Source organism: uncultured Reyranella sp., from assembly GCF_945957355.1.
In the GTDB taxonomy this organism is placed as follows: Bacteria; Pseudomonadota; Alphaproteobacteria; order Reyranellales; family Reyranellaceae; genus Reyranella.
Genome location: NZ_CAMFKM010000002.1, coordinates 211,672 through 235,632, shown reverse-complemented (window position 1 = coordinate 235,632; position 23,961 = coordinate 211,672). Strand labels below are relative to the sequence as shown.

Sequence of the window (23,961 nt, the reverse complement as noted above, 5' to 3'; positions counted from 1 at the left end):
TCTGCCGAAGGAAGAGAGTAGAATCATGGCGAAAGTCATTGGCATCGACCTAGGTACGACCAATTCGTGCGTCGCGGTCATGGAAGGCGGCGACACCAAGGTCATCGAGAATTCCGAGGGCGCGCGCACCACGCCGTCGATGGTCGCCTTCACCGACGGCGGCGAGCGGCTGGTCGGTCAGTCGGCCAAGCGCCAGGCGGTCACCAATCCGCTGAAGACCCTTTACTCCGTGAAGCGCCTGATCGGCCGTCGCTTCGACGACCCCATGGTCGCCAAGGAAAAGACGCTCGTCCCCTTCAAGATCGAGAAGGCCGCGAGTGGCGACGCCTGGGTCGAGGTGGCCGGCGAGCAGTACAGCCCCAGCCAGATCTCGGCGTTCATCCTGGGCAAGATGAAGGAGACGGCCGAGGCCTATCTCGGCGAGAAGGTCGACCAGGCGGTCATCACCGTCCCGGCCTACTTCAACGACGCCCAGCGCCAGGCCACCAAGGACGCCGGCCGCATCGCCGGCCTCGAAGTGCTGCGCATCATCAACGAGCCGACCGCGGCTGCCCTTGCCTACGGCATGGACAAGCGCAAGTCCGGCACGATCGCGGTCTATGACCTGGGCGGCGGCACGTTCGACGTGTCGATCCTCGAGATCGGCGACGGCGTGTTCGAGGTCAAGGCGACCAACGGCGACACCTTCCTGGGCGGCGAGGACTTCGACCAGCGCATCATCAGCTACCTGGCCGACGAGTTCAAAAAGGAGCAGGGCATCGACCTGCGCAACGACAAGCTCGCCCTGCAGCGCCTGAAGGAAGCGGCCGAGAAGGCCAAGATCGAACTCTCCAATTCCAAGGAGACCGAGATCAACCTGCCGTTCATCACCGCCGACGCCAGCGGTCCGAAGCATCTCGTCATCAAGCTCTCGCGCGCCAAGCTCGAGTCGCTGGTCGACGATCTGGTGCAGCGGACGCTCGAGCCCTGCAAGGCGGCGCTCAAGGATGCCGGCCTGCAGGCCGGCCAGATCGACGAGGTCATCCTGGTCGGCGGCATGACCCGCATGCCGAAGGTCATCGAGGTCGTGAAGCAGTTCTTCGGCAAGGAGCCGGCCCGTAACGTCAATCCCGACGAAGTCGTCGCGGTCGGCGCGGCGGTCCAGGCGGCCGTGCTGAAGGGCGAGGTCAAGGACGTCCTGCTGCTCGACGTGACGCCGCTGTCGCTCGGCATCGAGACGCTGGGCGGCGTGTTCACGCGCCTCATCGAGCGCAACACGACGATCCCGACCAAGAAGAGCCAGACCTTCTCGACGGCCGACGACAACCAGACCGCGGTGACCATCCGCGTGTTCCAGGGCGAGCGCGAGATCGCCGCCCAGAACAAGATGCTGGGCCAGTTCGACCTGGTCGGCATCCCGCCGGCGCCGCGCGGCGTGCCTCAGGTCGAGGTCACGTTCGACATCGATGCCAACGGCATCGTGCAGGTCTCGGCCAAGGACAAAGCCACCGGCAAGGAGCAGCAGATCCGCATCCAGGCTTCGGGCGGCCTCAGCGAGGCCGACATCCAGAAGATGGTGAAGGACGCCGAGCTGCATGCCGAGGAGGACAAGAAGAAGCGCGAGCTGATCGACGCCCGCAACCAGGGCGAGGCGCTGGTCCACTCCACGACCAAGCACCTCGCGGAGTACGGCGACAAGGTGAGCCCCACCGAGAAGGCCGAGATCGAGGGTGCGCTCGAGGGTCTCAAGACCGCTCTGGCGGGCGAGGATGTCGAGGCGATCAAGAGCAAGACCAACGACCTGACCCAGGCCGCGATGAAGCTCGGCGAGGCCATGTACAAGGCCCAGCAGGCCGAGGCGCAGGCCGGTGCGGGTGCCGCGCCCGGCGGCGGCGCGACCGACGCCAAGGGCGAGAAGGTCGTCGACGCCGAGTTCGAGGACGTCACCGACAAGAACAAGAAGACAGGGTCCTGAACCGGGACATCCTGGAAGGCAAGGCGGCCTCCCGCGCAAGCGGGAGGCCGACCTGTAAGGGGCGAGTAGGGGCTGCGTAGATCATCATGTCGCAAGACTTTTACGAGCTGCTGGGTGTCAGCCGCACGGCCAGTGCCGACGACATCAAGAAGTCGTACCGCAAGCTCGCGATGCAGTATCATCCGGACCGCAACGACGGTAACGCGGAAGCGGAACGGAAGTTCAAGGAAATCAACCACGCCTACGACATCCTGAAGGATCCGGAGAAGCGTGCGGCCTACGACCGCTACGGAGCCGCGGCCTTCGAGGGCGGCGCGGGGCCGGGCGGGCCCTTCCAGGGCGGCCAGGGATTCGATTTCGGTTCGGTGTTCGGCGACATCTTCGAGGAGATGTTTGGCGCCGGCGGCCAGCGCGGGCGCGGCGGACGCGCCGACATGCGCGGCCAGGACCTGCGCTTCAATCTCGAGATCACGCTGGAGCAGGCCTACGCCGGCACCGAAGCCACCGTGCGCGTGCCGAGCTCCGTTTCCTGCGAGGTCTGCCACGGCAGCGGCGCGGAAGCCGGCTCCAAGCCGCAGCAATGCCCGACCTGCCAGGGCCGTGGGCGCATCCGCGCGCAGCAGGGCTTCTTCACCGTCGAACGCGCCTGCCATACCTGCCATGGCGCCGGTCAGGTGATCGACAAGCCGTGCAAGAGCTGCGGCGGCCAGGGCCGCGTGCGCCGCGAGAAGACGCTCAAGGTCAACATCCCCGCCGGCGTCGAGGACGGCACGCGCATCCGCCTGAGCGGTGAGGGCGAGGCGGGCGCGCGCGGCGGTCCCGCGGGCGACCTCTATGTCTTCCTCTCGGTGCGCCGCCACCAGCTGTTCGAGCGCGAGGGCGCCGACGTGCATTGCCGCGTGCCGATCTCAATGGTGCAGGCGACGCTCGGCGGCAACATCGAGGTACCGACGCTCGACGGCAAGATGGCGCGCATCAACATCCCCGCCGGCGCGCAGGGCGGCCACCAGTTCCGCATGCGCGGCAAGGGCATGCCGATCGTGCGCTCCAGCCAGCGCGGCGACATGTATATTGAGATCAACGTCGAGACGCCGACCAATCTCACGTCGAAGCAGAAGGAACTGCTCAAGGAATTCGAGAAGGCCGGCAAGACCAGCCCCGAATCCGAAGGCTTCTTCAGCAAGGTGAAGGAAATGTTCGGCGGTTGATCCCGGCGCCGGGGATCGGCCGCGTCGCAACGCCCAAAAGCTTTCACAACAGACGCAACGGCAGGAAGGAGAAGCACGTTGGATGCGACCCATCATCCAACGGAGGCACTTCATGCTCAATCGGATCATCCTGGCAACTCTGTTCACGGCGGGCGCAATGTCTGCCTACGCCCAGTCCCCGACCGCGGCGCCCCAGCCCACCGCCACCCCGCCGGCCGCCAGTTCTCCCGCGGCCAAGCCGATGCCGTCTCAGGCCGCGAGTGCCGACACCCGCAAGCTGATCGGCCGCAACATCCAGAACGCTCAGAACGAGACGATCGGCGAGATCAAGTCGGTCTTCATCGGCAAGGACGGCAATGTCGACAGCGTGATGGTCGGCGTCGGCGGCTTCCTGGGCATGGGCGAGCGGGAGGTTCGCCTGAACTGGAGCGAGCTCAACATTTCCCAGAACGGGGAGAAGGTCACCGTCAATCTGACCAAGGACCAGCTGAAGGCAAAGCCCGAGTACAAGTACAGCAACACGGCCTACCGCGGCCAGGTCTTCAATGATTCCGGCGTCTGGAAGAATGACGGCGCGCGCACCGACATGACGACGCGTTCGTCTTCGCCCAATCCGCAAACCGCCACCAACACGCCGGCGCGCAGTGGCGGCGACTTCAACGCCGAGGGCAATGTGTCCGGCAATGCCCTGCTCGGCGCGAACGTCAAGAACCAGGCAAACGAAACGGTTGGCGAGATCGAGGAGGTCTTCGTCGGCACCGACGGCGCTATCAAGACCGTGGTGGTTTCGGTCGGCGGGTTCCTGGGGGTCGGAGCCAAGAATGTCGCGGTGAAGTGGAGCGACCTCAAGCTGGAACGCGACGGCAAGGACCTGCGCGTCAAGTCCAACTGGACCAAGGACTCGCTGAAGGCGATGCCGGAGTACAAGGAAAATCAGGCGGCTGCGCCGGCCACCAAGTCGGGCGGCTGATCGGACTTAGGGGGCGCAGCTGGGCTGCGCCCCCTCTTCCTATTGGGCCGCGATCTTCGACGCCGCCGGGGCGAAGTCGCGCTCCATCTCCCGGCGCAGCTTCACGGCGGTGAGCGATTCGTCCATCACCACGTCGGCGTAGGTCAGCGACTGGCCGGCCTTGATCGGCTTCACCAGCTTGACGTTGTGCGCGAGGCCGAGCGGCAGGCTGCCGAGGCCGGTCGACTTCTCCGACGGGAACAGCTTGCCGTAGACCGTGTAGCCGCCCTCGCCATCGAGCATCTCGCCCGGCTTGAGGTCGCGCTTGGCGGTGGCGATGACGTCCGCATGGAAGCCGATCGGCGTGCCGGTCGGCTCCTTACGCAGGCCGATCGAGGCGACCGACATGCCGACCTCGAGGCCGATCAGGTGCCAGCGCTTGTACATGACGGAGTACCGGCCGCTGGGGTCGGTCTGCAGCATGTACTCCTCGAAGCAGTTCTTCTGGTACTCGGTGGCCGCCTCGAACACGACCCACACGCCCTTGCGGATCTCGTAGGGGATGGCGCGCCCGTCCTTCTCCAGCGACGAGGCGACTTCGACCTGGCCCTTGTGATGGAGTTGGCCGCCCTCGGAGATCGGCCGCATCACGAAGGGCAGGTCCTCCACGGAGCAGGGCGGGAAGGCGAGCCCGTCCGGTGCCGGCGTGAGGCCGGTGGCGTTGGCAACGGCGGTGCTCTCGATTGCGGGCTTGGAGCCGTCGAGGAACGAATTGAACATCTTGGGGTTCAGGCCGCCGCGCTTGGCCTGCTCCTCGTTGAGGCCCCAGTACTTCCACACCGTCTCGGGCGTCGACTGCGCGAAGTGCGGCAGCCACTTGTGGCCGCGACCGGCCGCCGTGACCTCGAAGCCCGAGGTGCGCGCCCAATCGACCAGTTCGCAGATCAGCGCCGGCTGGTCACCATAGGCCAGGCTATAGATCACGCCGGCCGCCGCGGCGCGCTTCGCGAGCAGCGGCCCGCAGAAGGCGTCGGCCTCGACCGTTACCATCACCACGCTCTTGCCATGCTTGAAGGCTTCCAGCGCATGCTCGACGGCGGCGATCGGGTCGCCGGTCGATTCGACGATGATGTCGATCTCGGGATGGCTGACCAGCGCGCGCCAGTCGTCCGTGAGGTGGGTGCTGCCATGCTTGCGCGCATCGGCGAACGAGGTCGCCGAGGTCACGTCGGGCTTCCAGCCCAGCCGCGCCAGGTTCTCTCGCGCGCGGTCGGGCGAGAGGTCGGCGATGCCGAGCAGATGGATGCCCGGCGTCGTCGGGATCTGCGACAGGTACATCGAGCCGAACTTGCCGGCGCCGATCACGCCGATGCGCAGCGGATTGGCTTCGGCCGCGCGGGCCAGAAGCATGCGATGGAGACTCATGTTTTCCTCCGGCGTTTCCTGATTATTCCGCCGCGACCTTGCGGTTGACGGCGCGGATCACCGCGTCGTCCTCCCAGGCATCGACCGGCGTGAAGTCGCGGTGCGCGATGTATTCCGGCCGCTTGAACTGGCGGATCGCGTTGCTGACCGCGTTGTAGGTCACGTAGATGATCTGGCGATCCCACGGCGACAGGTTGGGCGGGCTGCCATGGACCAGCGTGCCGTGGAAGAAGATCGCCGAGCCGGGCCCGCCCTTGGGCGAGACGATGCCGCCCTGGTCGACCAGCTTGGCGATCGTGTCGTTGTCGATCGTCCACAGCGGATAGGAGGTCGTGGTGAGGTCGTGCTTGGCCTCGATCGCGCCCTTCTTGTGGCTCTTCGGGATGAACCAGAGCGGGCCGTTGAACTCGTTCACCTCGTCGATGAACACCGCGAGGTTCATGGCGCGGGCCTCGGGCATGGCGTCGTCGGCCTTCCACGTGCCGTAGTCCTGGTGCCACTGCCAGACGTCGCCGTCGAACGCCGCCTTCCCGTTGATCTTGAACTGGTGGATGTAGGTCTTGTCCTTCAGCAGCTGCTCGGCCGGCTCGACGAAGCGCGGATGATGAACCAGCGCCTCGAACACCGGATGATAGGTATGGACCGCGAAGGCGGTGCGGACCACGTCGCCGGTCTTCTCGCGCACGTTCTCGGGCCGGCGCTGGGCGAACACCTCGGGCACCGAGGATTTCAGGATCTGCGTCTCTTCCGGCGAGAAATACTCGGGGAAGAAGAGATAGCCCTCTTCGTCGAATTGCTTCAGCTGCTCAGAGGTGAGCTTCATGGCGGTTCCTCCTTTGCCTTGTCGTCTTGTTTGTCGTGAGCGCCGTCTTCAGGCGGCGCGGGAAATCACGATCTTCAATCGTTTCGTCAGAATGTCGGCCATCTGTTCGGCATGGCCGCGGCACAGCGCTTCGGCCTCGGCCGCCTGCCCTGCTTCGAGCGCGCGCAGAATGGCTTCGTGTTCGTCCCACACACTGATCCGCAGATCCTCTTCGCTCAAGGCCGCGGCCATCACCCGGCGCAGATGCTGCCAGTGCGGCTGGGCGGTCTCGCCGATCACGGGATTGCCGGAGGCCTCGTAGACGAAGAGATGGAAATCGATGTCGGCTTCGATGACCGACGGCACGTAGCCGCTCGCCACGGCACGGCGGCCGACGTCGAGCAGGGCGCGGCCGCGCTGCACGAGATGGGGCGTATAGTTCGACGCGGCGAGCCGGGCGGCGGCGCCGTCGAGGGCGGCGCGGACGACGTAGAGATTGCGTGCCTGCTGGACGTCGAGCGGGGCGACGCAGACGCCCTTGCGGCCGGCGTCGATCAGGAAGCCCTCGCGGCGCAGCAGCATCATGGCCTGCAGGACCGGCTGGCGCGATACGCCGAACTGCTGGGCGATCTCCTCCTGGGTGATACGGGCCCCGGATTTCAGCTCCCCGGAGCAGATCGCTTCGAGGACCGAATCGTGAATCCGCTCGGAAAGATCGGGCTCAGGCTGGATGGGGCGCATGTCTGTATACAGAACACAGAGGCTCCCCGAGTCAACCGCCTAGCGAGCTTTCAGACCTTTAGAGCTGAGAATTTGCGCCCCGCGGTCCGGATAGTCGGTGATCAGCCCGTCCACCCCCAGCTCGATCAGCCGCCCCATCTCAGTCGGGGCATTCACGGTCCAGGGCACGACCTTGAGGCCGAGCCCGTGGGCTTCCTTCACGTTCTCCGCCGTGACGTTGCGCCAGAAGGGCGACCAGGTTGCACAGCCGGCCGCCTGGGCGAGCCGCGGCAGCGAGCCGCCATGGGCTGCCAGGTCGAGCCCGCCTAGCCAGGGCGAGGGTCGGCCGCTGCTGCGCTGGACGGTGTCGAAGTTGTTGCTCTCGATGCTGAGGCAGCCGGTGGCGATCTCGGGCGCCAGCTTCCGGACCTCGATCAGGCCGCGCCAGTCGAACGACTGCAAGGTGCTGCGGGCCTCGGCCTTGCCCTTGCGGACGCCCTCGACCGCCAGTTTCGCGAAAGCGGCCGGATCGAGCGTGAGGTCGGGTTTGCCCGGATCGGTCTTGATCTCGATGTTGAAGCGTACGCCGGGTGCGGCCTGCGCGAAGAACTCGGCCAGAGTCGGGAAACGCTGGCCATCGGCCGGCTTCTGCACCGGGAACTGCTGGACGTACTTGCTGGCCGGGTTCACGCGGCCGATGTCGTAGCGCTTGAGCTCATCGAGGCTCAGCGTGCGGATGGCCGGTCCTGAAGCCGTGAGCCACTGCCCGTCCGGTCCGCGCGTCAGGTCGGGATTGAGATAGGGGTCATGGCTGATGACGACGATTCCGTCGCGCGTCACCGCGAGGTCGGTCTCAAGGGTCGTGACGCCGAGATCCTGCGCCAGCTTGAAGGCGGCCAGCGTGTTCTCGGGCGCCAGCCCGCGCGCGCCGCGATGGCCCTGCAGGTCGAACGCCGCGGCGAGGCCCGCGCTAGCCGCCCAGATTGCGCAGGCGAGCGATGCGATCCTCGATATCGGGATGGGTGGCGAGGAGGGCCGGCGTCTTTGAGGTGAACTGGTTGATCGGATTGACGATGAAGAGATGCTGCGTGGCACGACTCACTCCGGGAAAGGGGGCTGCCTGCTCCGCGAGCTTGCCGAGCGCAGAGATGAGGCCATTGGGATTTCGCGTGAACTGCACGGACGTCGCATCGGCGAGATATTCGCGCTGACGCGACACCGCCATCTGCACGGCCTTGGCTGCCAGCGGCGCCAGGATCGCGACGACCAGCAGGACGATGATCAGAAGGCCGCCGCCCGAGCTGCCCTTGCGGTCGTCGCTGCGCATCCGGCCCAAATTCATCGTGCGCAGCGCCATGTCGCAGACCAGCGCGATCAGGCCGACCGTGACGCCGACCACGACCATGTAACGCGTGTCGAGGTTGCGCAGATGCGCCATCTCGTGGGCCACCACGCCCTGCAGCTCGTCGCGGTTCAGCGCATTCAGCAGCCCGCGCGTGACCGCGATCGTGCCGCTGCCGATCCTGTTGCCGGTGGCGAAGGCGTTCAACGCGTCGGTCTCCAGCACCATGACCCGGGGCATCGGCACACCCGCGGCAATCGAGATCTCCTCGACCACGTTGAAGAGCTGCGGCGCGTCCTGCTTTTCGATCGCCTTGGCGCCGGCCATGGACAGCACCATCCGGTCGCCCACCGCCAGCGAGATCGCGCTCCAGCCGATGCTGGCGGCCGCCATCAGGCCGGCGGCCGCGACGCCGACCTGGCTCACCGCCGGCAGCGAACCCGAGGACTCGGTCTCCAGCAGCGCGCCGATCAGATAGCCGATCCCGCCGGCCAGCAGGGTGAGCACCGCCAGCAGCACCATCGTGTTGCGACGGTTTTGGTTCTGCGCGGCGACGAAATCGGTAGTGGCGCTCATGCGCCTCGTCCCCTCAGCGCAGCGCGACCTTCGGTACTTCGCGCTCGGACTCCGGCATGTTGAACAGGTCCATCGGCCCGAAGCCCAGCGAGGCCGCGGCCAGAACGGCCGGGAAGCTCTGGCGGCGGGTGTTATAGGCGTTCACCGAGTCGTTGTAGAACTGGCGCGCGAAGGCGATCTTGTTCTCGGTGGTCGTGAGCTCCTCCTGGAGCTGCATGACATTGTCGTTGGCCTTGAGCTGCGGGTAGTTCTCCATGAGGGCGAACAGGCCATGTGTCGCCTGGCTGAGCGCCGCTTCCGCCGGCCCGGATTGCGCGGCGTTGCCGCTCGCCGCCACTGCGTTGTTGCGCGCCTGGATCACCTTGGTGAGCGTCTCCTGCTCGTAGCCCATGGCGTCCTTCACCACCTGCACCAGGTTGGGAATGAGGTCGTGCCGGCGCTTCAGCTGCACGTCGATCTGGCTCCACGCGGTCTGGGCCTGGTTGCGGCCGCCGACGAGGCCGTTATAGACGGCGATCAGCCACAGGCCGATGGCGACGACGATGCCGAGGAAGATCCATGTGCTCATGCCAGTTCTCCTTTGCCTCGGCCGCCAGTCTAGTCATGATTGTGGCCGTACGGGAGGAATAACCATGGATACGTCAGAGCTTCTGAAGGCCTTCTGCTCGGCGGTGGAGCACCGCGACGGCAAGGCGTTCGCGAGCCTGTTCACCGAGGACGCCGTCTATCACGACGTGTTCTACGGCGATTTCGTGGGCCGCGAGCGGATCGCCGAGATGATCGACGACTGGTTCCATCGCACTGCGCACGAGTTCCGCTGGGACATGCACCGGCCGGTCAGCGACGGCAGGATGCTCTACGCCTACTACACGTTCAGCTACGTCTCGAAGCTGCCCGGTGCCGAGGGCAAGAGGGTCGGCTTCGAAGGCTGCTCGATGATGCAGCTGCGCGACGGGCTGATCCTCGACTATCGCGAGGTGGCCAATGTCGGCCCCGCCTTCGTCGAGCTGGGCTTCGCGCCCGAACGCACCTCGAAGATCCTCGCCAAGGAAGGCGCGCACCTCAGGGCGCAGCCGGAGTGGAAGCGCCACACCGGCTGACGCCCGTGGCGGAGACTAGTCGCGCAGCAGGTCGTTGATCGAGGTCTTGGAGCGGGTGCGCTCGTCGACGGTCTTCACGATCACGGCACAGTAGGTCGAGGGACGATCCGGGCCGCCGCCGATGTTGCCAGGCACGACCACCGAGTAGGGCGGCACCTTGCCGATGTGGATCTGGCCGGTGGCGCGATCGACCACCTTGGTGGTGGCGCTGATGAACACGCCCATCGAGAGCACCGCACCGGTGCCGACGATCACGCCCTCGACGACCTCGGAGCGGGCGCCGATGAAGCAGTTGTCCTCGATGATGACCGGGTTGGCCTGCAGCGGCTCGAGCACGCCGCCGATGCCGACGCCGCCCGAGAGGTGGCAGTTCTTGCCGATCTGGGCGCACGAGCCGACCGTCGCCCAGGTGTCGACCATGGTGCCGGTGTCGACATAGGCGCCGAGGTTCACGAAGGACGGCATCAGCACGACCGACGGCGCGATGTAGGAGCCGCGGCGCACGATCGAGCCAGGGACGGCGCGATAGTTCGCCTTGGCGAAGCGAGCGGCGTCCCAGCCCGTGGTCTTGAGCGGCACCTTGTCGAACCAGGGCGCGGCGCCCAGGCCGGGGAACGAGGCGCCGCCGTCCATCGGGACGGAATCGTAGAGGCGGAACGAGAGCAGCACGGCCTTCTTCAGCCACTGGTTCACGACCCATTCGTCGCCGAACTTCTCGGCGGTGCGATAGGTGCCGTCGTCGAGGCCGGCGATCGCCGCTTCGACGGCGTCGCGCACTTCGCCCTTGGTGGCGCTGTTGACGCCGTCCCGTGCTTCCCATGCCGCGTCGATGGTGGCCTGTAGCTGCTTGCTCATTGTTCCCTCGGAAATCTGCCGCGGGACCTTATATGCTGCTCGCGATGGCCTTCAAGCTCCCAGAATCGGTGCTGGTCGTGGTCCACACGCCGCGTTTGGACGTCCTCCTGCTGGAACGCACGGGAACCGGGCTCTGGCAATCCGTGACCGGCTCGCGCGAGCCCGACGACCCGGACCTCGAGGCGACGGCACGCCGCGAGCTGCTGGAGGAGACCGGCCTCGCGGTCGGCACGCTTACCGACTGGCGTCAGACCAACCGCTACGAGATCTGGGCGCAGTGGCGGGCGCGCTACGCGCCGGACGTCACCCACAATGTCGAGCATGTCTTCGGTTTCCAGGTGCCCGAGCAGACGGTGGCGACCCTCGATCCGTCCGAGCATGTCGCCCAGCTCTGGCTGCCCTGGCAGGAGGCCATGGAAAAGGTCTTCTCGCCCACCAACCGCGACGCGATCTGGCAGCTGCAGCGGCGCGTGAAAGCGTAGAGGGCTCTCGCTCAGGGGGCTTATGAAGAGTGCCTGCTCTCGGGCATAGTGGGGTCGCATGACAGATTCTCACGCGGCCGCGCCGCCCGTCCGTGAAGCCTCGAAGCTCGGCCAGTTCAGCTGGGCGCTGTTCGACTGGGCGAACCAGCCCTTCTTCACCATCATCACCACCTTCATCTTCGCGCCCTACTTCGCCAACGTGCTGGTGGGCGATCCGGTGAAGGGCCAGTCGGCGTGGGCGTTCACCCAGTCGGCCTCGGGCATCCTGATCGCGCTGATGAGCCCGTTCCTCGGCGCCATGGCCGACGCGGGCGGACGGCGAAAGCCCTATATTCTCCTCTTCCAGCTGCTGCTGGTCGCGGGCTGCGCGGGCCTGTGGTTCGCCTATCCCAACCGGCCCGACCTCATCCTGCCGATCAGCTGGGCGGTCATCCTGGCCACCGTCGGCGCCGAGATGTCGATCGTGTTCAACAATTCCCAGCTTCCTAACATCGTGCGGCCTGAGCGCATGGGCTGGCTGAGCGGATTCGGCTGGGGGCTGGGCTATTGCGGCGGCCTCGTCTCGCTGTTCGTCGTGCTCGCCGTGTCGATGCCCGCGATGTTCGGCCTGGCGGCCTCGAACGACCGCCCGCTGTTCGGCCTCGATCCCGCCACGCACGAACTCGAGCGGCTGGTCGGTCCGGCCTCGGCGCTGTGGATCATGATCTTCGTGCTGCCGATGTTCCTGTTCACGCCGGACTCCGCCGGTGCGCGCCGCCAGCCGCTGCTCACCGCCGCGCTCGAAGGCGGCCGCTCGCTGGTCTCGACGCTGAAGCGCATCCCGCGCTTCGGCAACGTGCTGCGCTACCTCATCGCCTTCATGCTCTACAATGACGGGCTCGCGGCCATCATCGCCTTCGGTGGCGTCTATGCTGCCGCGACGTTCGGCTGGAGCACGGTGACGCTCGGAATCTTCGGCATCATCCTGACCGTGTTTGCGATTCCCGGCGCGTTCCTCGGCGGACGGCTCGACGACTGGATCGGCAGCAAGCGCACGGTGCAGCTCGCGATCGCCGGCGTGATCGTGGCGACCCTGGGCATCGTCGGCGTCACCGCCACGCACATCCTGTTCGTCGTACCGGTCGATCCCATCAGTCCGACGCGCGGCCTGTTTGGGTCGGTGCAGGAGAAGACCCTGATGGGCTTCGCGCTCCTCCTCGGCTTCTGCATGGGCCCGATGCAGGCGGCCAGCCGCACCATGGTCGGCCGCATCGCGCCTCCGGGCATGACCGGAGAGTTCTACGGGCTGTTCGCGCTGTCGGGCCGCGCCACCGCCTGGATGGCACCGCTGGCCATCGGCATCGTCACGACCGCCACCGGCTCGACCCGCATCGGCATGGCCTGCGTCCTGTTCTTCCTGGTGGTAGGCTTCATCCTGCTGTGGAAGGTGCGCGAGGAGCGCGCAACAGTCTGAAGGAGAACCGCATGATCACCGCCATCGTGAACTTCAAGCTGCCGGCCGACGTCGACGCGAAGAAGGCCGCCGAGCTGTTCAAGGGTTCGGCGCCGAAGTATCGCGGCATGAAGGGCCTGGTCCGTAAATACTACCTGTTCGACGCGGAGAAGCGGATCGGCGGCGGCGTCTATCTGTGGAAGAGCCGCGCCGACGCCGAGGCGGTCTACACGCCGCAGTGGCAGGCCTATATCGCCGAACGCTACGGCGCTCCACCCGACATCCGCTATTTCGAGACCGCCGTCGTGGTCGACAACGACAGCGACACGATCACCGCCGACGCCGCCTGAGCGGCATCGGCGGCGTCGTTCATCAGTTGCCTCGACGCGCTGCCTCGATCCGGGCGACGTCGATCTTCTTCATGCCCATCATGGCTTCGAAGGCGCGCCTCGCCTCGTCGCCGCCGGCCGCCATCGCCTCGGTCAGCGCGCGCGGCGTGATCTGCCACGACAGGCCCCATCGGTCCTTGCACCAGCCACAGGCGCTCTCCTGACCGCCGTTGCCGACGATGGCGTTCCAGTAGCGGTCGGTTTCGGCCTGATCGTCGGTGGCGATCTGAAACGAGAAGGCTTCGGTCTGCTTGAACATCGGCCCGCCGTTGAGGCCGAGGCAGGGGATACCGCAGACCGTGAACTGCACGGTCAGCACGTCGCCCTTCTTGCCCGACGGATAGTCGCCCGGCGCGCGATGGACGGCCATTACCCTGCTGTCGGGAAAGGTCGCGGCGTAGAAGCGCGCCGCGTCCTCGGCATCCTTGTCGAACCAGAGGCAGATCGTGTTCTTGGGAACAGTCATCTTCCGGCCCTCAGACGTCGAGGATCGGCGCGAAGCCGCCGTAGATCATGCGCTTGCCGTCGAACGGCATCTGATGATCCTTCATGCGCTGGTCTTCCATCATCTTCTTCCAGCCCTCGTCGCGGACCTGCTTCGACGGCCATTCGACCCACGAATAGACGATCTTCTCGTCTTGAGTGGCCTTCACCGCGCCCTTGTAGTCGGTGACCTTGCCGTCGGGCACGCTGTCGCCCCAGGTCTCGACGATGCGGACCGCGCCATAGTCCTTGAACACGGCCGCGGCCTTCTTCGCCATGTCGAGATAGGCCTGCTTGTTGCCGGCCGGTACCGCCGCAAGGAAGCCGTCGACGTAGCCGGTCTTGCCCCCTGTCTTGCCGGCCTCGTCGAGGATCGGCGTGAAGCCGGCGACGATCATGCGCTGTCCGTCGAACGGCATCTCCATGTCATGCATGCGCGGGTCGTTCATCACCTTCTGGTGGGCCGCCTCGGCGACTTCCTTGCTGGGATACTCGATCCACGAAAAGACCACGACCTCGTCGGACCTGGCCTTAACGGCGCCCTTGAAGTCGGTGAGCTTGCCGTCCGGCACGTCGTCGCCCCAGGCCTCGACCTGGCGCGCGGCGCCGAACTCCTTGGCGATCGGCGAGAAGTCGGCGGCGGCCTTGCGATAGGCTTCCTTCCTGTCGGCGGGCACCGGCAACACGAATCCCTGCACGTAGGTCATCAAGTCCTCCTGGTCGGTGGTTGATTTCAGCGCGATGGGTTGATATCAACGTAATTGCATCATGTCAAAGAAACTGAACGCCTCCTTCGAGACGACGTTGCACGTCTACGACCACTGCCTGTGCTTCGCCGCGCAGCGTGCTGCACGCGCCTTGGCGCGGCGCTTCGACGAGGCCTTGTCACCGCTTGGTCTCACCAGCGGCCAGTTCTCGCTCTTGACCTCGCTCAATCAGCCCGAGGCGCCGTCGATGGGCTCGATCGCCGCATTGCTGGTGATGGATCGCACGACGCTCACGGCCAACCTGAAGCCGCTGGAGCAGCGTGGCTTCGTGAAGATCGCCGTCGATCCCGCCGACCGCCGCGTGCGACGGCTCATTCTGACGCCGGCCGGCCGCCAGATGCTGCAATCGGCGATGCCGATCTGGGTGGAGACGCACGGCGAGATCGACCGTCTCGTGACGCCGCACGACGGCAACGCATTGCGCAGCGGCCTGCGGGCGCTGGCATGACACTTCTCGCCTGCACTTGCGGCAAGGTCGAATACGAGGCGACCGAACCCGCGATCCTCTCCGTCGTCTGTTATTGCGACGATTGCCAGGAAGGCGGGCGGCGCATCGAGGCGCTGCCCGACGCACCGCCCGTGCTCGACGCCGACGGCGGCACGGCCTGCGTCCTCTATCGCAGGGATAGGGTCCGCTGCACGCGTGGCGCCGGGCTCGTGACCAGGCTGAAGCTGCGCGACAAGACGGCGACGAACCGGCTGGTCGCGACCTGCTGCAATTCCGCGCTGGCGATGAGCTTCGACGATGCGAAGCACTGGATGCCGCTGTTCCGGACGCGCCTGCGCGGCAAGGTGCGGCCGCTCGACATGCGCATCTGCACGAAGTTCGCCCCCCGTCCCGCCAATATCCCGCAGGACGTGCCGGCGCACGAAAGCTTCGCCTTCAGCTTCATCTGGAAGCTGTTGGGCGCGCGGCTCGCGATGATGTTCGGCCGCTAGGCGGCGAGGATGCCGATGCCGGCGGCCACGAACGGCAGGGCGACCAGCGCGAAGAGCGTCTGCATCGCCGTGATGCCGGCCATCAGCGGCGCGTCGCCGCCGAGCTGGCGCGCCATGATGTAGGCCGAGGACGCCGTCGGCAGGGCCTGGAAGAGAAGCGCCGTGACGAGCGCCGGTCCGGTCAGGCCCATGAGCGAGGCGACGAGCACGGTCACGACCGGCATGGCCAGGAACTTGATCGCCGATGAGGTGGCGACCGGCGCGATCCAGCCGCGCAACGAGCCGAATTCCAGCGCCGCGCCGACGCAGAGCAGGCCGAGCGGCAGCGACGCCGCACCGAGCGCCCGCAGCGCCGGCTCGATACCAGCCGGAAGGCTGAGCCCGAGAAGCTGAAAACCGATGCCGGCGAAGGAGCCGAGCACCATCGGATTCGTCACCAGTTGCCGGGCGATGCCGCGGCCGCTCAGCCTCGCGGCGCCGTGGCGGGCGAAGACCAGCACGCAGAGAATGTTGACCGTGGGCACGATGGCGGCGCTGCACAGGGCCGCCAACGCAAGGCCCTGCGCGCCGAACAGGCCGGCGGCCAGGGTCACGCCGACATAGTTGTTGAACCGGATGCCGCCCTGGAAGATCGACGTGAAAGTGGGCCCGTCGACCCGCAGCACCGGCCGCAACGCGACGAGGAGCGCGGCCACGGCGAGGATCGAGAGGATCAGGGTCGTGACGAGCTCGCGCGCCGGCAGCGAGTCGAGCCTGGCCGTGGCGAGGCTATGGAAGAACAGGCACGGCACCAGCACGTAGTAGCTGAGCCGTTCCGCCTGCGGCCAGAATCCGTCGGCGAGGAAGCGCAGGCGCCGCAGCCCCATGCCCAGCATGATCAGCAGGACGATAGGCAGAAGGGCTAGGATCACGTCGGCGCTCATCGCCCGATCTGTACGCCCCGACGACCCCGAGTAAAAATTCTGAATACTCAATCGATCAATGACAATTTATCATCAATTGCATGTCGCTCCGCGCCCTCCGCACGCTGCAGGCCATCGCCCGTCATGGTTCCTTCGCCGGCGCCGGCAAGGCGGTCGGGCTGACCCAGTCGGCCGTGAGCCTGCAGGTGAAGGCACTGGAGGAGGAGTTCGGCGCGCCGCTGTTCGATCGCTCGCGCCGCCTGCCGGTGCTGACGGAGGCTGGCCGGATCGTCGTGGCGCGGTCCGCCGAGGTGCTTGCGCTCTACGACGACATCGCGGCGGCGCTGGGTGACGAGCGGTCGCTCGCCGGCCGGCTGCGGGTCGGCGCCGTGCAGACGGCGCTGGCGGGCGTGCTGCCGGATGCGCTCGTCGCCCTCAACCGCGCCCATCCGCGCGCGCGCGTCTCGGTGTCGGTCGGCCTGTCGGCGGAGATGGCCGAGAAGGTCGCGGCCGGAGAGCTCGACGCCGCGCTGACCACCGAGCCGGTGCGGCCCTATCCGGCCGGCCTCGTCTGGACACCGCTCTACCAGGACCGTTTCTGGCTGTTCGCGCCGCCGGGTCAGGGCCAGCGCAGCGCGCGCGACCTGCTGTCGGAGCTGCCCTTCATCCGCTTCGACAGCAAGGCCTGGGCCGGCCGCGTCATCGACCGCGAGCTGCGGCGCATGCGGGTGGAGGTCCACGAGGAGATGGTGCTCGACAGCCAGGACATCATCCTGCGCATGGTCGAGAAGGGCCTGGGCGTCGCCGTGCTGGCGGTGTCCGACGAGATCTTCGCCGGCCTGAAGCTCACCTGCCTGCCGTTCGGCGAACCGCAGCTCATCCGCAACATCGTGATGCTGGAACGCCAGGACCGCCGGGGCGGCCGTCTCGCCGCGGCGCTGGCCGAGGCCGTGAAGGGCGCGAAGAAGGAGGCCTCGACCCCGAAGCGGCCGAAGACCCGCAAGACTAGGCCGCGACGGTCTTCCCCTTGAAGGTGCAGAGGTCGTTCACGACGCAGGCGGGACACAGGGGAGTGCGCGCCTTGCAGGTGTAGCGGCCGTGCAGGATCAGCCAGTGATGGGCGTGCAGCCGGTACTCCTCGGGCACGCGCTTCAAGAGCTTCAGCTCGACCTGCAGCGGATTCTTGCCCGGCGCCAGCCCGGTACGGTTGCCGACGCGGAAGATGTGCGTGTCGACGGCAATGGTCGCCTCGCCATAGGCGACGTTCATCACCACATTGGCGGTCTTGCGGCCGACGCCCGGCAGCGCCTCCAGCTCCGCGTGCGTGCGCGGCACCTCGCCGCCATGCCGCTCCAGCAGGAGGTGGCTGAGCGCGATCACGTTCTTCGCCTTGGTGCGGAACAGGCCGATCGTCTTGATGTGGTCGATCAGTTTCGCCTCGCCCAGCGCCACCATCTGGGCCGGCGTCTTCACGAACTTGAACAGGGGCCCGGTGGCCCGGTTCACCCCGACATCGGTGGCCTGCGCCGAGAGCACGACGGCCACCAGCAGCTGGTAGACATTGTCGTAGTCCAGTTCCGTCTCGGGCTCGGGCATCGCCTTCTTGAGGCGTGCAAAGAAGTCGGGGATGACGGCGGTCTTCATCAGGGCCATATAGGTCCATACCATGACCGAAGCGCCCGTTCCGGCGGTTCATTTCGCCACCTCGCTGAAGCCCTATCGCAGCCTGTCTGCGGATGGCTTCCGCTTCGTCATGCTGGCCGCCGTGGCGGCCAACGTCGTGATCGGCCTGCCCCTGTTCCTGATGGGCGCCTGGCCGGTCTTCGGCTTCATGGGCCTCGACGTCTTCCTGCTGTGGTGGCTGTTCCAGCGCAGCTATTTCGACGCCAGGCGCAGCGAGACGCTGACCCTGACCGACCATGACCTGGTCGTGGTCCGGATCGCGCCCGACGGTGAGCGCGAGGAGCTGCGGCTCGATGCCTACTGGCTGAAGGTCGAGGCGACCGAGGAGCGCCTGGTGGTCACCTCACGCGGCAATCGCGCCGTGATCGGCCGCTTCCTCGGCCCCGACGAGCGCTTGCGCGTCGCCGACCAGCTCAAGGCCGCCCTCGCCGATATGCGCAGCCCGCGCTACGACCACGCCTGGGACGAATAGGCTTCCGGATTGCCAATACCGAGACTACGCATTCGCTCCGAGAGTTATCTATCGTCTTAGCCCGGTGATCCCTTCACCGGGAATCGCTCAAGGATCTGTCTGCAGCCGTTCAGAGTTTCAGGTAGATAAGACTGATCAATCGAGAAGGTAAACTGGTGCTTCTGTGTCAGGTGGTCCGGAGTTATCTCGATGAAGAGTTCCATCTTTCCCGATTTGTCGCAGGTTGCCTTAAGCCGCAGATTCGGCTCCATGCAATTCAGCTCAGCTGTGCCCTGAAGGTTCGCGTAGAGCTCCTCCAGCTGTCTTGTAAAACCTGCGACTTCGTCGGTACGTAAGCAAGGCCCGCTTATCCTGACGGTCGCAGAAGGGGTTTCGACAAGCGCCTCTATTTGGAGCCAGTTACCGTCCCAATAGTCTTCGCTGTCAGGAAATTCCCGGCCCAATACCCAAAGATGAAGGCCAGCTATCTGCATGTCTGGTTCCTGCTCGCGCGCTTTCTTCATGAGGGATTGCCTCTTCCCGCGAGCGAGAAACCTAAAGCCCCAGCACGTCCTTCATGCCGTAGAGTCCGGGCTTCTTGCCCTCCAGCCACTTGGCCGACGTCACCGCGCCGGCCGCGTAGGTCTCGCGGCTGAAGGAGCGGTGGTTGAGTTCCAGCCGCTCGCCGGCCGCCGCGAAGTAGACCGTGTGGACGCCCACCTCCTCGCCGCCGCGCAGGGTGGCGAAGCCGATCTCGCCGCTCGGCCGCGCGCCGGTATGGCCGTCGCGGCTCTTGCGCCAGACCTCCTCGAGCTGGACCTTGCGGCCTGCCGCGGCGGCGCGGCCCAACGCCAGCGCGGTGCCCGAGGGCGCATCGATCTTGTGGCGATGGTGCATCTCCAGCACCTCGATGTCGTAGCTGGGATCGAGCATCGACGCGGTCTTCTCCACCAGCGCCAGCAGGATGTTGACGCCCAGCGCCATGTTGGCCGCCCACAGGATCGGCACCTTCTTCGCCGCGTCCTGGATCAGCTTGGTCTGGATAGGATCGAGGCCGGTCGTGCCGATCACCATGGCGACGCCGTTCTCGCTGGCGACCCTGGCATGCGCCACCGTCGCCTCCGGCACCGTGAAATCGATCACGCAATCGGCGGCCCGGATGGCCGCGGCGCTGTCGTCGCCGATCAGCACGCCGTTCGGCTCGATCCCGGCAAGCTCGCCCGCATCCTTGCCCAGTGCCTTGCTGCCCGGCCTCTCGCTGGCGGCGGCCAGGGTCATGCCCTCGGTCCGTGCGATCTGGCGGACCAGCATCTGGCCCATGCGCCCCGAGGCGCCGACGACGGCGATCTTCATTTCGTTCCTCTCGAATTCCCTGGAGTAAACTAACGAATTCAACGCGAGGGGAACACATGCTCTTCATGGTGATCGAGAAGCTGAAGAACCAGGACGGCAAGGCCGTCTATCGCAAGCTGCAGAAGGGCCGCGGCCTGCCTGACGGACTCGAGTTCGTCGCGAGCTATGTGACGGCCGATCTCGGCCGCTGCTTCCAGCTGATGCGCACCGACGACATCACCACCTTCCAGAAATGGATCGCCGACTGGCAGGAAGTGGTCGAGTTCGAGGTCGTGCCCGTCGTCGAAGGCAAGACGACGCGCGAGGCGCTGGAGCCGCTACTGTAGCGGCTACTTCCAGGGATCCGCGACCTTCGGCCAGAACGGTGTCTTGCGCTTGGTGTAGGGCCAGCGCGTGACGTCAGGGTCGGCGGCGCCGGGGGTGGCGACGTAGAGGATCTCCTTCGCGACGCCGACGAAGCCGTTATAGAAATGCTGCGCCGACTTCACGACGACGACGCGGTAGTCGGCCGGCTCGGCGCCGACCGCGCGGAAGGCGTCGGCGTGGAAGGTCTGGTTGCGGCGCGTGCAGATCGCGATGTCGACGTGCTCCGACGACAAGAGCGCCATGTCGCCCAGCGGCGACATCACCGGCCCGTAGGGCTGGAAGACGTTGCGCGCGATCTTCTTCACCGTGACGTCGAGGTCGACCGGATCGCCGCTCACCGTGCCAGACTTGCCGCCCAGCCGCATGCGGATGCGCGCGCCCTCGCCCGCCTCCTCGGCGATCTGGAAGGCCATCGGGTCCCACATCACGCCAAACAGGGCGGGGCCGATCTCGCGCTCGACCAGCGCCTTCAGCACAAAGGTCGAATCGCCCGGCGCGCCCGAGCCGGGATTGTCGGCGCGGTCGGCCAGGACCAGCGGACCCTGGTTGTGCGAGGCGGCACGGTCCATCGCCTCCTCGACGGTCAGGTACTTGGTGGCATAGCGCTCGCGATTGTCCCACAGCTCCTTTCCGAGCTGCTCGGCCAGCGCCTCGGCCTTTGCCTTGTTGCCATCGGCCACCACGAGGGTGCGCGTGCCGACATCCTCGACATCGGCGAAGGAGAAGCCGTGGCTCAGCGACACCGAGAGGATGCCGTCCTTGCCTTCGAGGCTCTTCATGCGCACCACGAACTCGCTGATCGGCGGCACGGAGGTGCGGTATTGCGCGATCATGCGGCAGTCGTAGCGCGCCATTACGGGCTTCACCTTGCCTTCGACCGTGTCGGCGATGATCGCGAACAGTTCGGCCGCCCGCTCCATCGTGTCGGTGTGCGGGTATTCCTTGTAGCCCACCAGCACGTCGGCGCTGTCGAGCATCAGGGCGCTCAGGTGACAGTGCAGGTCGAACTCCGCGCCGATCGCGACCTTGGGCCCGACGATGGCGCGGATGCGCGACAGGAGATCGCCCTCGCAGTCGTCGTAGCCGTCGGCCACCATGGCGCCGTGCACGTTGATCAGTACCGCGTCGAGCGGCAGGGCGGCCTTGATGCCGTCGAGGATCTCGTCGCGGAAATCCTCGTAGACCTTGCGCACGGTCGTGCCCGAGGGCGCGGCGAAGGTCGAGAGGCCCTCGATCACCGTCCAGCCGCGCTTCTCGGTCTCCTTGCGCCAGACATGCACCGGCGCCGTGAAGTTGGTCGGCGCGTGCTTCGTGGCGTCGCCGTGCCAGATGCCATGCTCCTGGTAGCCGCGCAGGCCGGTCGGAAAGGGGACGAACTGGTTGGTCTCGGTCCCGAGGGCCGCGATGTACACACGCTTTGTCACGATTACTCCTTGGCGCAGTGGCAGCCGACGACATGGTCGTCGACCATGCCGGAAGCCTGCATGAAGGCATAGCAGATGGTGGAGCCGACGAACTTGAATCCGGCCTTCTGCAGCGCCTTCGACATGGCGTCGCTTTCCGGCGAGCGCGCCGGCACGGCTTTCAGGTCCTTCGGACGGTTCTTCTTCGGCTTGCCGCCGACGAAGCCCCACAGGAACTTCGCGAAGGAGCCTTCGCGCTCCCTCAGGGCGAGATAGGCCTGGGCGTTGCTGACGCTGGCGGCGATCTTGCCCTTGTGGCGGATGATGCCGGGATCGAGCAGCAGCTTCTCCAGCTTCGCAGGGCGATAGCGCGCGATCTTCGCAGGCTCGAACCCGTCATAGACCTTGCGATAGTGCTCGCGCTTGCGCAGCACCGTGATCCAGGAAAGGCCGGCCTGACAGCCTTCCAGCGTCAGGAGTTCGAACAGCGCGCGGTCGTCGCGCAGCGGACGTCCCCATTCCGTGTCGTGGTATTCCCGGTAGAGCGGATCGTCGGAGACCCAGCCGCATCTTGGCTTGCCGTCCGCGCCGCTCACTCTATCGTGCTTCCAAACCATTTGAGGAAGCTACCCAATGTCCAAGGTTCCCGCCAATCTGAAGGTCTGCATTTTCGATGTCTTCGGCACCGTCGTCGACTGGCGCGGCAGCCTGATCCAGGATCTGCCCGCTCTCGGCAGGAAATACGGAATCGACACCGACTGGACCAGCTTCGCCGACGACTGGCGCGGCCTCTACCAGCCGCAGATGGGCCGCGTGCGCAAGGGCGAGCTGCCATGGACGCGCATCGACGATCTCCACAAGGAGGCCTTCGAGATGCTCCTGAAGAATCGGGGGCTCAAGCATCCGGGCGAGGAGGGCGCGTGGGAGTTCACGCATCTCTGGCACAAGCTCCGGCCGTGGCCCGATTCGGTCGAGGGCATCGGCATGATGAAGAAGAAGTTCGTCGTGGCCACGCTCAGCAACGGCAACGTCGCGCTCCTGATCAACATGGCCAAGAACGGCGGCATCCCCTGGGACCACTGCTTCTCGGGCGAGACCTTCCATCACTACAAGCCCGATCCCGAGGCCTATCTCGGCGTGGTCGACAGCATGTACGTGAAACCCGAGCAGGTGATGCTGGTCGCCGCGCACAACGGCGACCTGGCGGCCGCACAGAAGTGCGGCCTGTCGACGGGCTTCGTTTTGCGTCCCACCGAACACGGCCCGAACCAGAAGCACGACCTCAAGGCCGAGGGTGACTGGAACGCGGTGGGCACGTCGATGATCGACCTCGCGAAGAAGCTCGGCTGCTGAGGGGGAGCACATCGACGATCCACTTGCCACCCTGTCCCCCGATCGCCGCGCGCGAGCACGCCAGGCGCTGACCGCCGCCTTCGGCTCCGCGCCCGTCGTGAATACGCAGCCAATCGTGACGGGCGCCTCGGCCTCGATTCTTCGCATCGAGGTCGGCGGCCAGCGATGGATTCTGCGGCTCGAATCCTCCCTGCGCGACGAGATCCGCGATCCGCGGCGCGCCTATGCCTGCATGCGCGCAGCGGCGGAGGCAGGCCTCGCGCCATCGATGCTTTATGACGATCCCGAGGCCGGCGTGGCGATCATGGCGTTCGTGGAGAGTCGGCCGCTCGACACCTATCCCGGCGGGCCGGAGGCGCTGGCGCGCGCCCTCGGAAGTCTCGCGGCTCGCCTCCAGGTCACGGAGCTGTTCCCGCCCGTCGCCGACTACCCTTCGCTGCTCGGTGGCCTGCTCGACCGCCTGCAGGCGACCGGTCTCTACCGAGGCCTGCTCGGTCCCCACCGTGACGCATTCGATCGATTGCGTGCGGCCTATCCGTGGAACGCATCCGGCCTCGTCTCCAGTCACAACGATTCGCACCCCGGCAACATCCTGTTCGACGGCGACCGGCTATGGCTCATCGACTGGGAGACGGCGTTCCGGAACGATCCCGCGGTGGACCTCGCGCTCATGACGATGTACCGCGCCGGCACACCAGACCTGCAGGAGGCGCTGCTGACGGCGTGGCGCGGGCGGCCCTCCGACTCCGTGTTGCGGGCCCGGGTCTTTCTGATGCGGCAGTTCGTGAGGCTCTTCCATGGCTGCGCGACCGGCCTGTATGTGCTCGAGAGGAAGCCGGACTTCGCCGAGACGGACATGACGGCCCCCTCGCCGGCGGAGTTCAGCGCCGCCTTCCGCGAGGGAAGGCTGACCTCGAATTCCTTTGAGGCTCAACGTATCGGCGCGCGGGTGGCCCTGCGGAGCTTCCTCGAAGGCGTCAGGTCGCCGGCCTTCGATGAAGCGGCCGCAATCCTCCGCACCGGCTGA

Annotated in this window: 29 protein-coding genes; 14 read left to right on the top strand and 15 right to left on the bottom strand. The window is 66.4% G+C overall.

What is annotated here, in order from left to right; translation table 11 throughout:
- Positions 1-25: 25 nt before the first annotated feature.
- From dnaK to Q0Q48_RS04230, 3 genes are all read left to right on the top strand, one after another.
- Positions 26-1,954: a molecular chaperone DnaK gene (gene dnaK, locus Q0Q48_RS04240; RefSeq protein WP_295134507.1), complete on the top strand. Its 1,929-nt coding sequence runs from the start codon at positions 26-28 to the stop codon at positions 1,952-1,954.
- Positions 1,955-2,037: 83 nt separating this feature from the next.
- On the top strand, positions 2,038-3,162 hold the full coding sequence (gene dnaJ, locus Q0Q48_RS04235; protein WP_295135205.1) for a molecular chaperone DnaJ: 1,125 nt from the start codon (positions 2,038-2,040) through the stop codon (positions 3,160-3,162).
- 112 nt (positions 3,163-3,274) lie between these two features.
- The gene (locus tag Q0Q48_RS04230; protein ID WP_295134504.1) at positions 3,275-4,132 is read left to right on the top strand and encodes a PRC-barrel domain-containing protein; all 858 of its coding nucleotides are present in this window, start codon (positions 3,275-3,277) and stop codon (positions 4,130-4,132) included.
- A 39-nt stretch (positions 4,133-4,171) separates the two neighbouring features.
- On the opposite strand, the gene Q0Q48_RS04225 is transcribed toward Q0Q48_RS04230, so the two are convergent.
- Genes Q0Q48_RS04225 through Q0Q48_RS04200 form a run of 6 tightly spaced genes read right to left on the bottom strand, consistent with a single transcriptional unit; the run spans position 4,172 to position 9,544 of the window.
- A complete protein-coding gene (locus Q0Q48_RS04225; protein WP_295134502.1) occupies positions 4,172-5,536 on the bottom strand; it encodes a Gfo/Idh/MocA family oxidoreductase in 1,365 nt (454 codons plus the stop codon).
- A gap of 22 nt (positions 5,537-5,558) precedes the next feature.
- Complete coding sequence (locus tag Q0Q48_RS04220; protein WP_295134499.1) at positions 5,559-6,359, bottom strand: phytanoyl-CoA dioxygenase family protein; 801 nt, start codon at positions 6,357-6,359, stop codon at positions 5,559-5,561.
- A 48-nt stretch (positions 6,360-6,407) separates the two neighbouring features.
- Positions 6,408-7,079 carry a GntR family transcriptional regulator gene (locus tag Q0Q48_RS04215; RefSeq protein WP_295134497.1) on the bottom strand — a complete coding sequence of 224 codons (672 nt, stop codon included), beginning with the start codon at positions 7,077-7,079 and terminating at the stop codon, positions 6,408-6,410.
- Positions 7,080-7,118: 39 nt separating this feature from the next.
- Positions 7,119-8,003: a glycerophosphodiester phosphodiesterase gene (locus Q0Q48_RS04210; protein WP_295135202.1), complete on the bottom strand. Its 885-nt coding sequence runs from the start codon at positions 8,001-8,003 to the stop codon at positions 7,119-7,121.
- A gap of 25 nt (positions 8,004-8,028) precedes the next feature.
- Positions 8,029-8,976: a M48 family metallopeptidase gene (locus tag Q0Q48_RS04205; RefSeq protein ID WP_295134494.1), complete on the bottom strand. Its 948-nt coding sequence runs from the start codon at positions 8,974-8,976 to the stop codon at positions 8,029-8,031.
- A gap of 13 nt (positions 8,977-8,989) precedes the next feature.
- Positions 8,990-9,544, bottom strand: coding sequence for a LemA family protein (locus Q0Q48_RS04200; protein ID WP_295134491.1), 555 nt, complete (start codon positions 9,542-9,544; stop codon positions 8,990-8,992).
- 64 nt (positions 9,545-9,608) lie between these two features.
- Between Q0Q48_RS04200 and Q0Q48_RS04195 the strand changes: the two genes are divergently transcribed.
- Entirely contained in the window at positions 9,609-10,076 is a 468-nt protein-coding gene (locus tag Q0Q48_RS04195) for a nuclear transport factor 2 family protein (RefSeq protein WP_295134487.1), read from the top strand.
- Between the two features lie 15 nt (positions 10,077-10,091).
- Here Q0Q48_RS04195 and dapD read toward each other — a convergent pair whose 3' ends face one another.
- The gene (gene dapD, locus Q0Q48_RS04190) at positions 10,092-10,931 is read right to left on the bottom strand and encodes a 2,3,4,5-tetrahydropyridine-2,6-dicarboxylate N-succinyltransferase (RefSeq protein ID WP_295134483.1); all 840 of its coding nucleotides are present in this window, start codon (positions 10,929-10,931) and stop codon (positions 10,092-10,094) included.
- 44 nt (positions 10,932-10,975) lie between these two features.
- Here dapD and nudB point away from each other — a divergent pair, with 44 nt between their 5' ends.
- Genes nudB through Q0Q48_RS04175 form a run of 3 tightly spaced genes read left to right on the top strand, consistent with a single transcriptional unit; the run spans position 10,976 to position 13,195 of the window.
- On the top strand, positions 10,976-11,413 hold the full coding sequence (gene nudB, locus Q0Q48_RS04185) for a dihydroneopterin triphosphate diphosphatase (RefSeq protein WP_295134480.1): 438 nt from the start codon (positions 10,976-10,978) through the stop codon (positions 11,411-11,413).
- Positions 11,414-11,471: 58 nt separating this feature from the next.
- Positions 11,472-12,866: an MFS transporter gene (locus Q0Q48_RS04180; RefSeq protein ID WP_295134477.1), complete on the top strand. Its 1,395-nt coding sequence runs from the start codon at positions 11,472-11,474 to the stop codon at positions 12,864-12,866.
- An 11-nt stretch (positions 12,867-12,877) separates the two neighbouring features.
- Positions 12,878-13,195 (top strand): monooxygenase, encoded by a 318-nt coding sequence (locus Q0Q48_RS04175; protein ID WP_295134474.1) that lies wholly within the window; start codon positions 12,878-12,880, stop codon positions 13,193-13,195.
- Positions 13,196-13,217: 22 nt separating this feature from the next.
- Here Q0Q48_RS04175 and Q0Q48_RS04170 read toward each other — a convergent pair whose 3' ends face one another.
- A complete protein-coding gene (locus Q0Q48_RS04170; protein ID WP_295134471.1) occupies positions 13,218-13,700 on the bottom strand; it encodes a VOC family protein in 483 nt (160 codons plus the stop codon).
- 10 nt (positions 13,701-13,710) lie between these two features.
- Positions 13,711-14,424, bottom strand: a complete 714-nt coding sequence (locus Q0Q48_RS04165) for a DUF1428 domain-containing protein (protein WP_295134468.1) — start codon at positions 14,422-14,424, stop codon at positions 13,711-13,713.
- Between the two features lie 61 nt (positions 14,425-14,485).
- On the opposite strand from Q0Q48_RS04165, the gene Q0Q48_RS04160 reads away from it, so the two are divergent.
- Together Q0Q48_RS04160 and Q0Q48_RS04155 are read left to right on the top strand one after the other, a co-directional pair.
- On the top strand, positions 14,486-14,932 hold the full coding sequence (locus tag Q0Q48_RS04160) for a MarR family transcriptional regulator (RefSeq protein ID WP_295134465.1): 447 nt from the start codon (positions 14,486-14,488) through the stop codon (positions 14,930-14,932).
- Positions 14,929-15,423 carry a DUF6151 family protein gene (locus tag Q0Q48_RS04155; protein WP_295134463.1) on the top strand — a complete coding sequence of 165 codons (495 nt, stop codon included), beginning with the start codon at positions 14,929-14,931 and terminating at the stop codon, positions 15,421-15,423. Before Q0Q48_RS04160 ends, Q0Q48_RS04155 begins: the two co-directional genes overlap by 4 nt.
- Here the strand turns inward: Q0Q48_RS04155 and Q0Q48_RS04150 are convergent.
- The gene (locus Q0Q48_RS04150; protein ID WP_295134460.1) at positions 15,420-16,346 is read right to left on the bottom strand and encodes an AEC family transporter; all 927 of its coding nucleotides are present in this window, start codon (positions 16,344-16,346) and stop codon (positions 15,420-15,422) included. The genes Q0Q48_RS04155 and Q0Q48_RS04150 overlap by 4 nt on opposite strands.
- A gap of 80 nt (positions 16,347-16,426) precedes the next feature.
- Here Q0Q48_RS04150 and Q0Q48_RS04145 point away from each other — a divergent pair, with 80 nt between their 5' ends.
- Positions 16,427-17,356 (top strand): LysR family transcriptional regulator, encoded by a 930-nt coding sequence (locus Q0Q48_RS04145; RefSeq protein WP_295134457.1) that lies wholly within the window; start codon positions 16,427-16,429, stop codon positions 17,354-17,356.
- On the opposite strand, the gene nth is transcribed toward Q0Q48_RS04145, so the two are convergent.
- Positions 17,331-17,969, bottom strand: a complete 639-nt coding sequence (gene nth, locus Q0Q48_RS04140) for an endonuclease III (RefSeq protein WP_295134454.1) — start codon at positions 17,967-17,969, stop codon at positions 17,331-17,333. The two genes, Q0Q48_RS04145 and nth, sit on opposite strands and share 26 nt — an antisense overlap.
- Before the next feature lie 22 nt (positions 17,970-17,991).
- Between nth and Q0Q48_RS04135 the strand changes: the two genes are divergently transcribed.
- Entirely contained in the window at positions 17,992-18,480 is a 489-nt protein-coding gene (locus tag Q0Q48_RS04135) for a DUF2244 domain-containing protein (protein WP_295134451.1), read from the top strand.
- A gap of 56 nt (positions 18,481-18,536) precedes the next feature.
- Here Q0Q48_RS04135 and Q0Q48_RS04130 read toward each other — a convergent pair whose 3' ends face one another.
- The gene (locus Q0Q48_RS04130; RefSeq protein ID WP_295134448.1) at positions 18,537-18,983 is read right to left on the bottom strand and encodes a hypothetical protein; all 447 of its coding nucleotides are present in this window, start codon (positions 18,981-18,983) and stop codon (positions 18,537-18,539) included.
- A 31-nt stretch (positions 18,984-19,014) separates the two neighbouring features.
- A complete protein-coding gene (gene dapB / locus Q0Q48_RS04125; RefSeq protein WP_295134445.1) occupies positions 19,015-19,812 on the bottom strand; it encodes a 4-hydroxy-tetrahydrodipicolinate reductase in 798 nt (265 codons plus the stop codon).
- A 56-nt stretch (positions 19,813-19,868) separates the two neighbouring features.
- On the opposite strand from dapB, the gene Q0Q48_RS04120 reads away from it, so the two are divergent.
- Entirely contained in the window at positions 19,869-20,138 is a 270-nt protein-coding gene (locus tag Q0Q48_RS04120; protein WP_295134442.1) for a DUF3303 family protein, read from the top strand.
- Positions 20,139-20,141: 3 nt separating this feature from the next.
- On the opposite strand, the gene Q0Q48_RS04115 is transcribed toward Q0Q48_RS04120, so the two are convergent.
- Positions 20,142-21,602: a M81 family metallopeptidase gene (locus tag Q0Q48_RS04115; RefSeq protein ID WP_295134439.1), complete on the bottom strand. Its 1,461-nt coding sequence runs from the start codon at positions 21,600-21,602 to the stop codon at positions 20,142-20,144.
- A gap of 2 nt (positions 21,603-21,604) precedes the next feature.
- Complete coding sequence (locus tag Q0Q48_RS04110) at positions 21,605-22,198, bottom strand: DNA-3-methyladenine glycosylase I (RefSeq protein ID WP_295134436.1); 594 nt, start codon at positions 22,196-22,198, stop codon at positions 21,605-21,607.
- Between the two features lie 16 nt (positions 22,199-22,214).
- Between Q0Q48_RS04110 and Q0Q48_RS04105 the strand changes: the two genes are divergently transcribed.
- Both Q0Q48_RS04105 and Q0Q48_RS04100 read left to right on the top strand, forming a co-directional pair.
- Positions 22,215-22,934 carry a haloacid dehalogenase type II gene (locus Q0Q48_RS04105; protein ID WP_295134433.1) on the top strand — a complete coding sequence of 240 codons (720 nt, stop codon included), beginning with the start codon at positions 22,215-22,217 and terminating at the stop codon, positions 22,932-22,934.
- Between the two features lie 97 nt (positions 22,935-23,031).
- Positions 23,032-23,961 (top strand): phosphotransferase, encoded by a 930-nt coding sequence (locus Q0Q48_RS04100; protein WP_295134430.1) that lies wholly within the window; start codon positions 23,032-23,034, stop codon positions 23,959-23,961.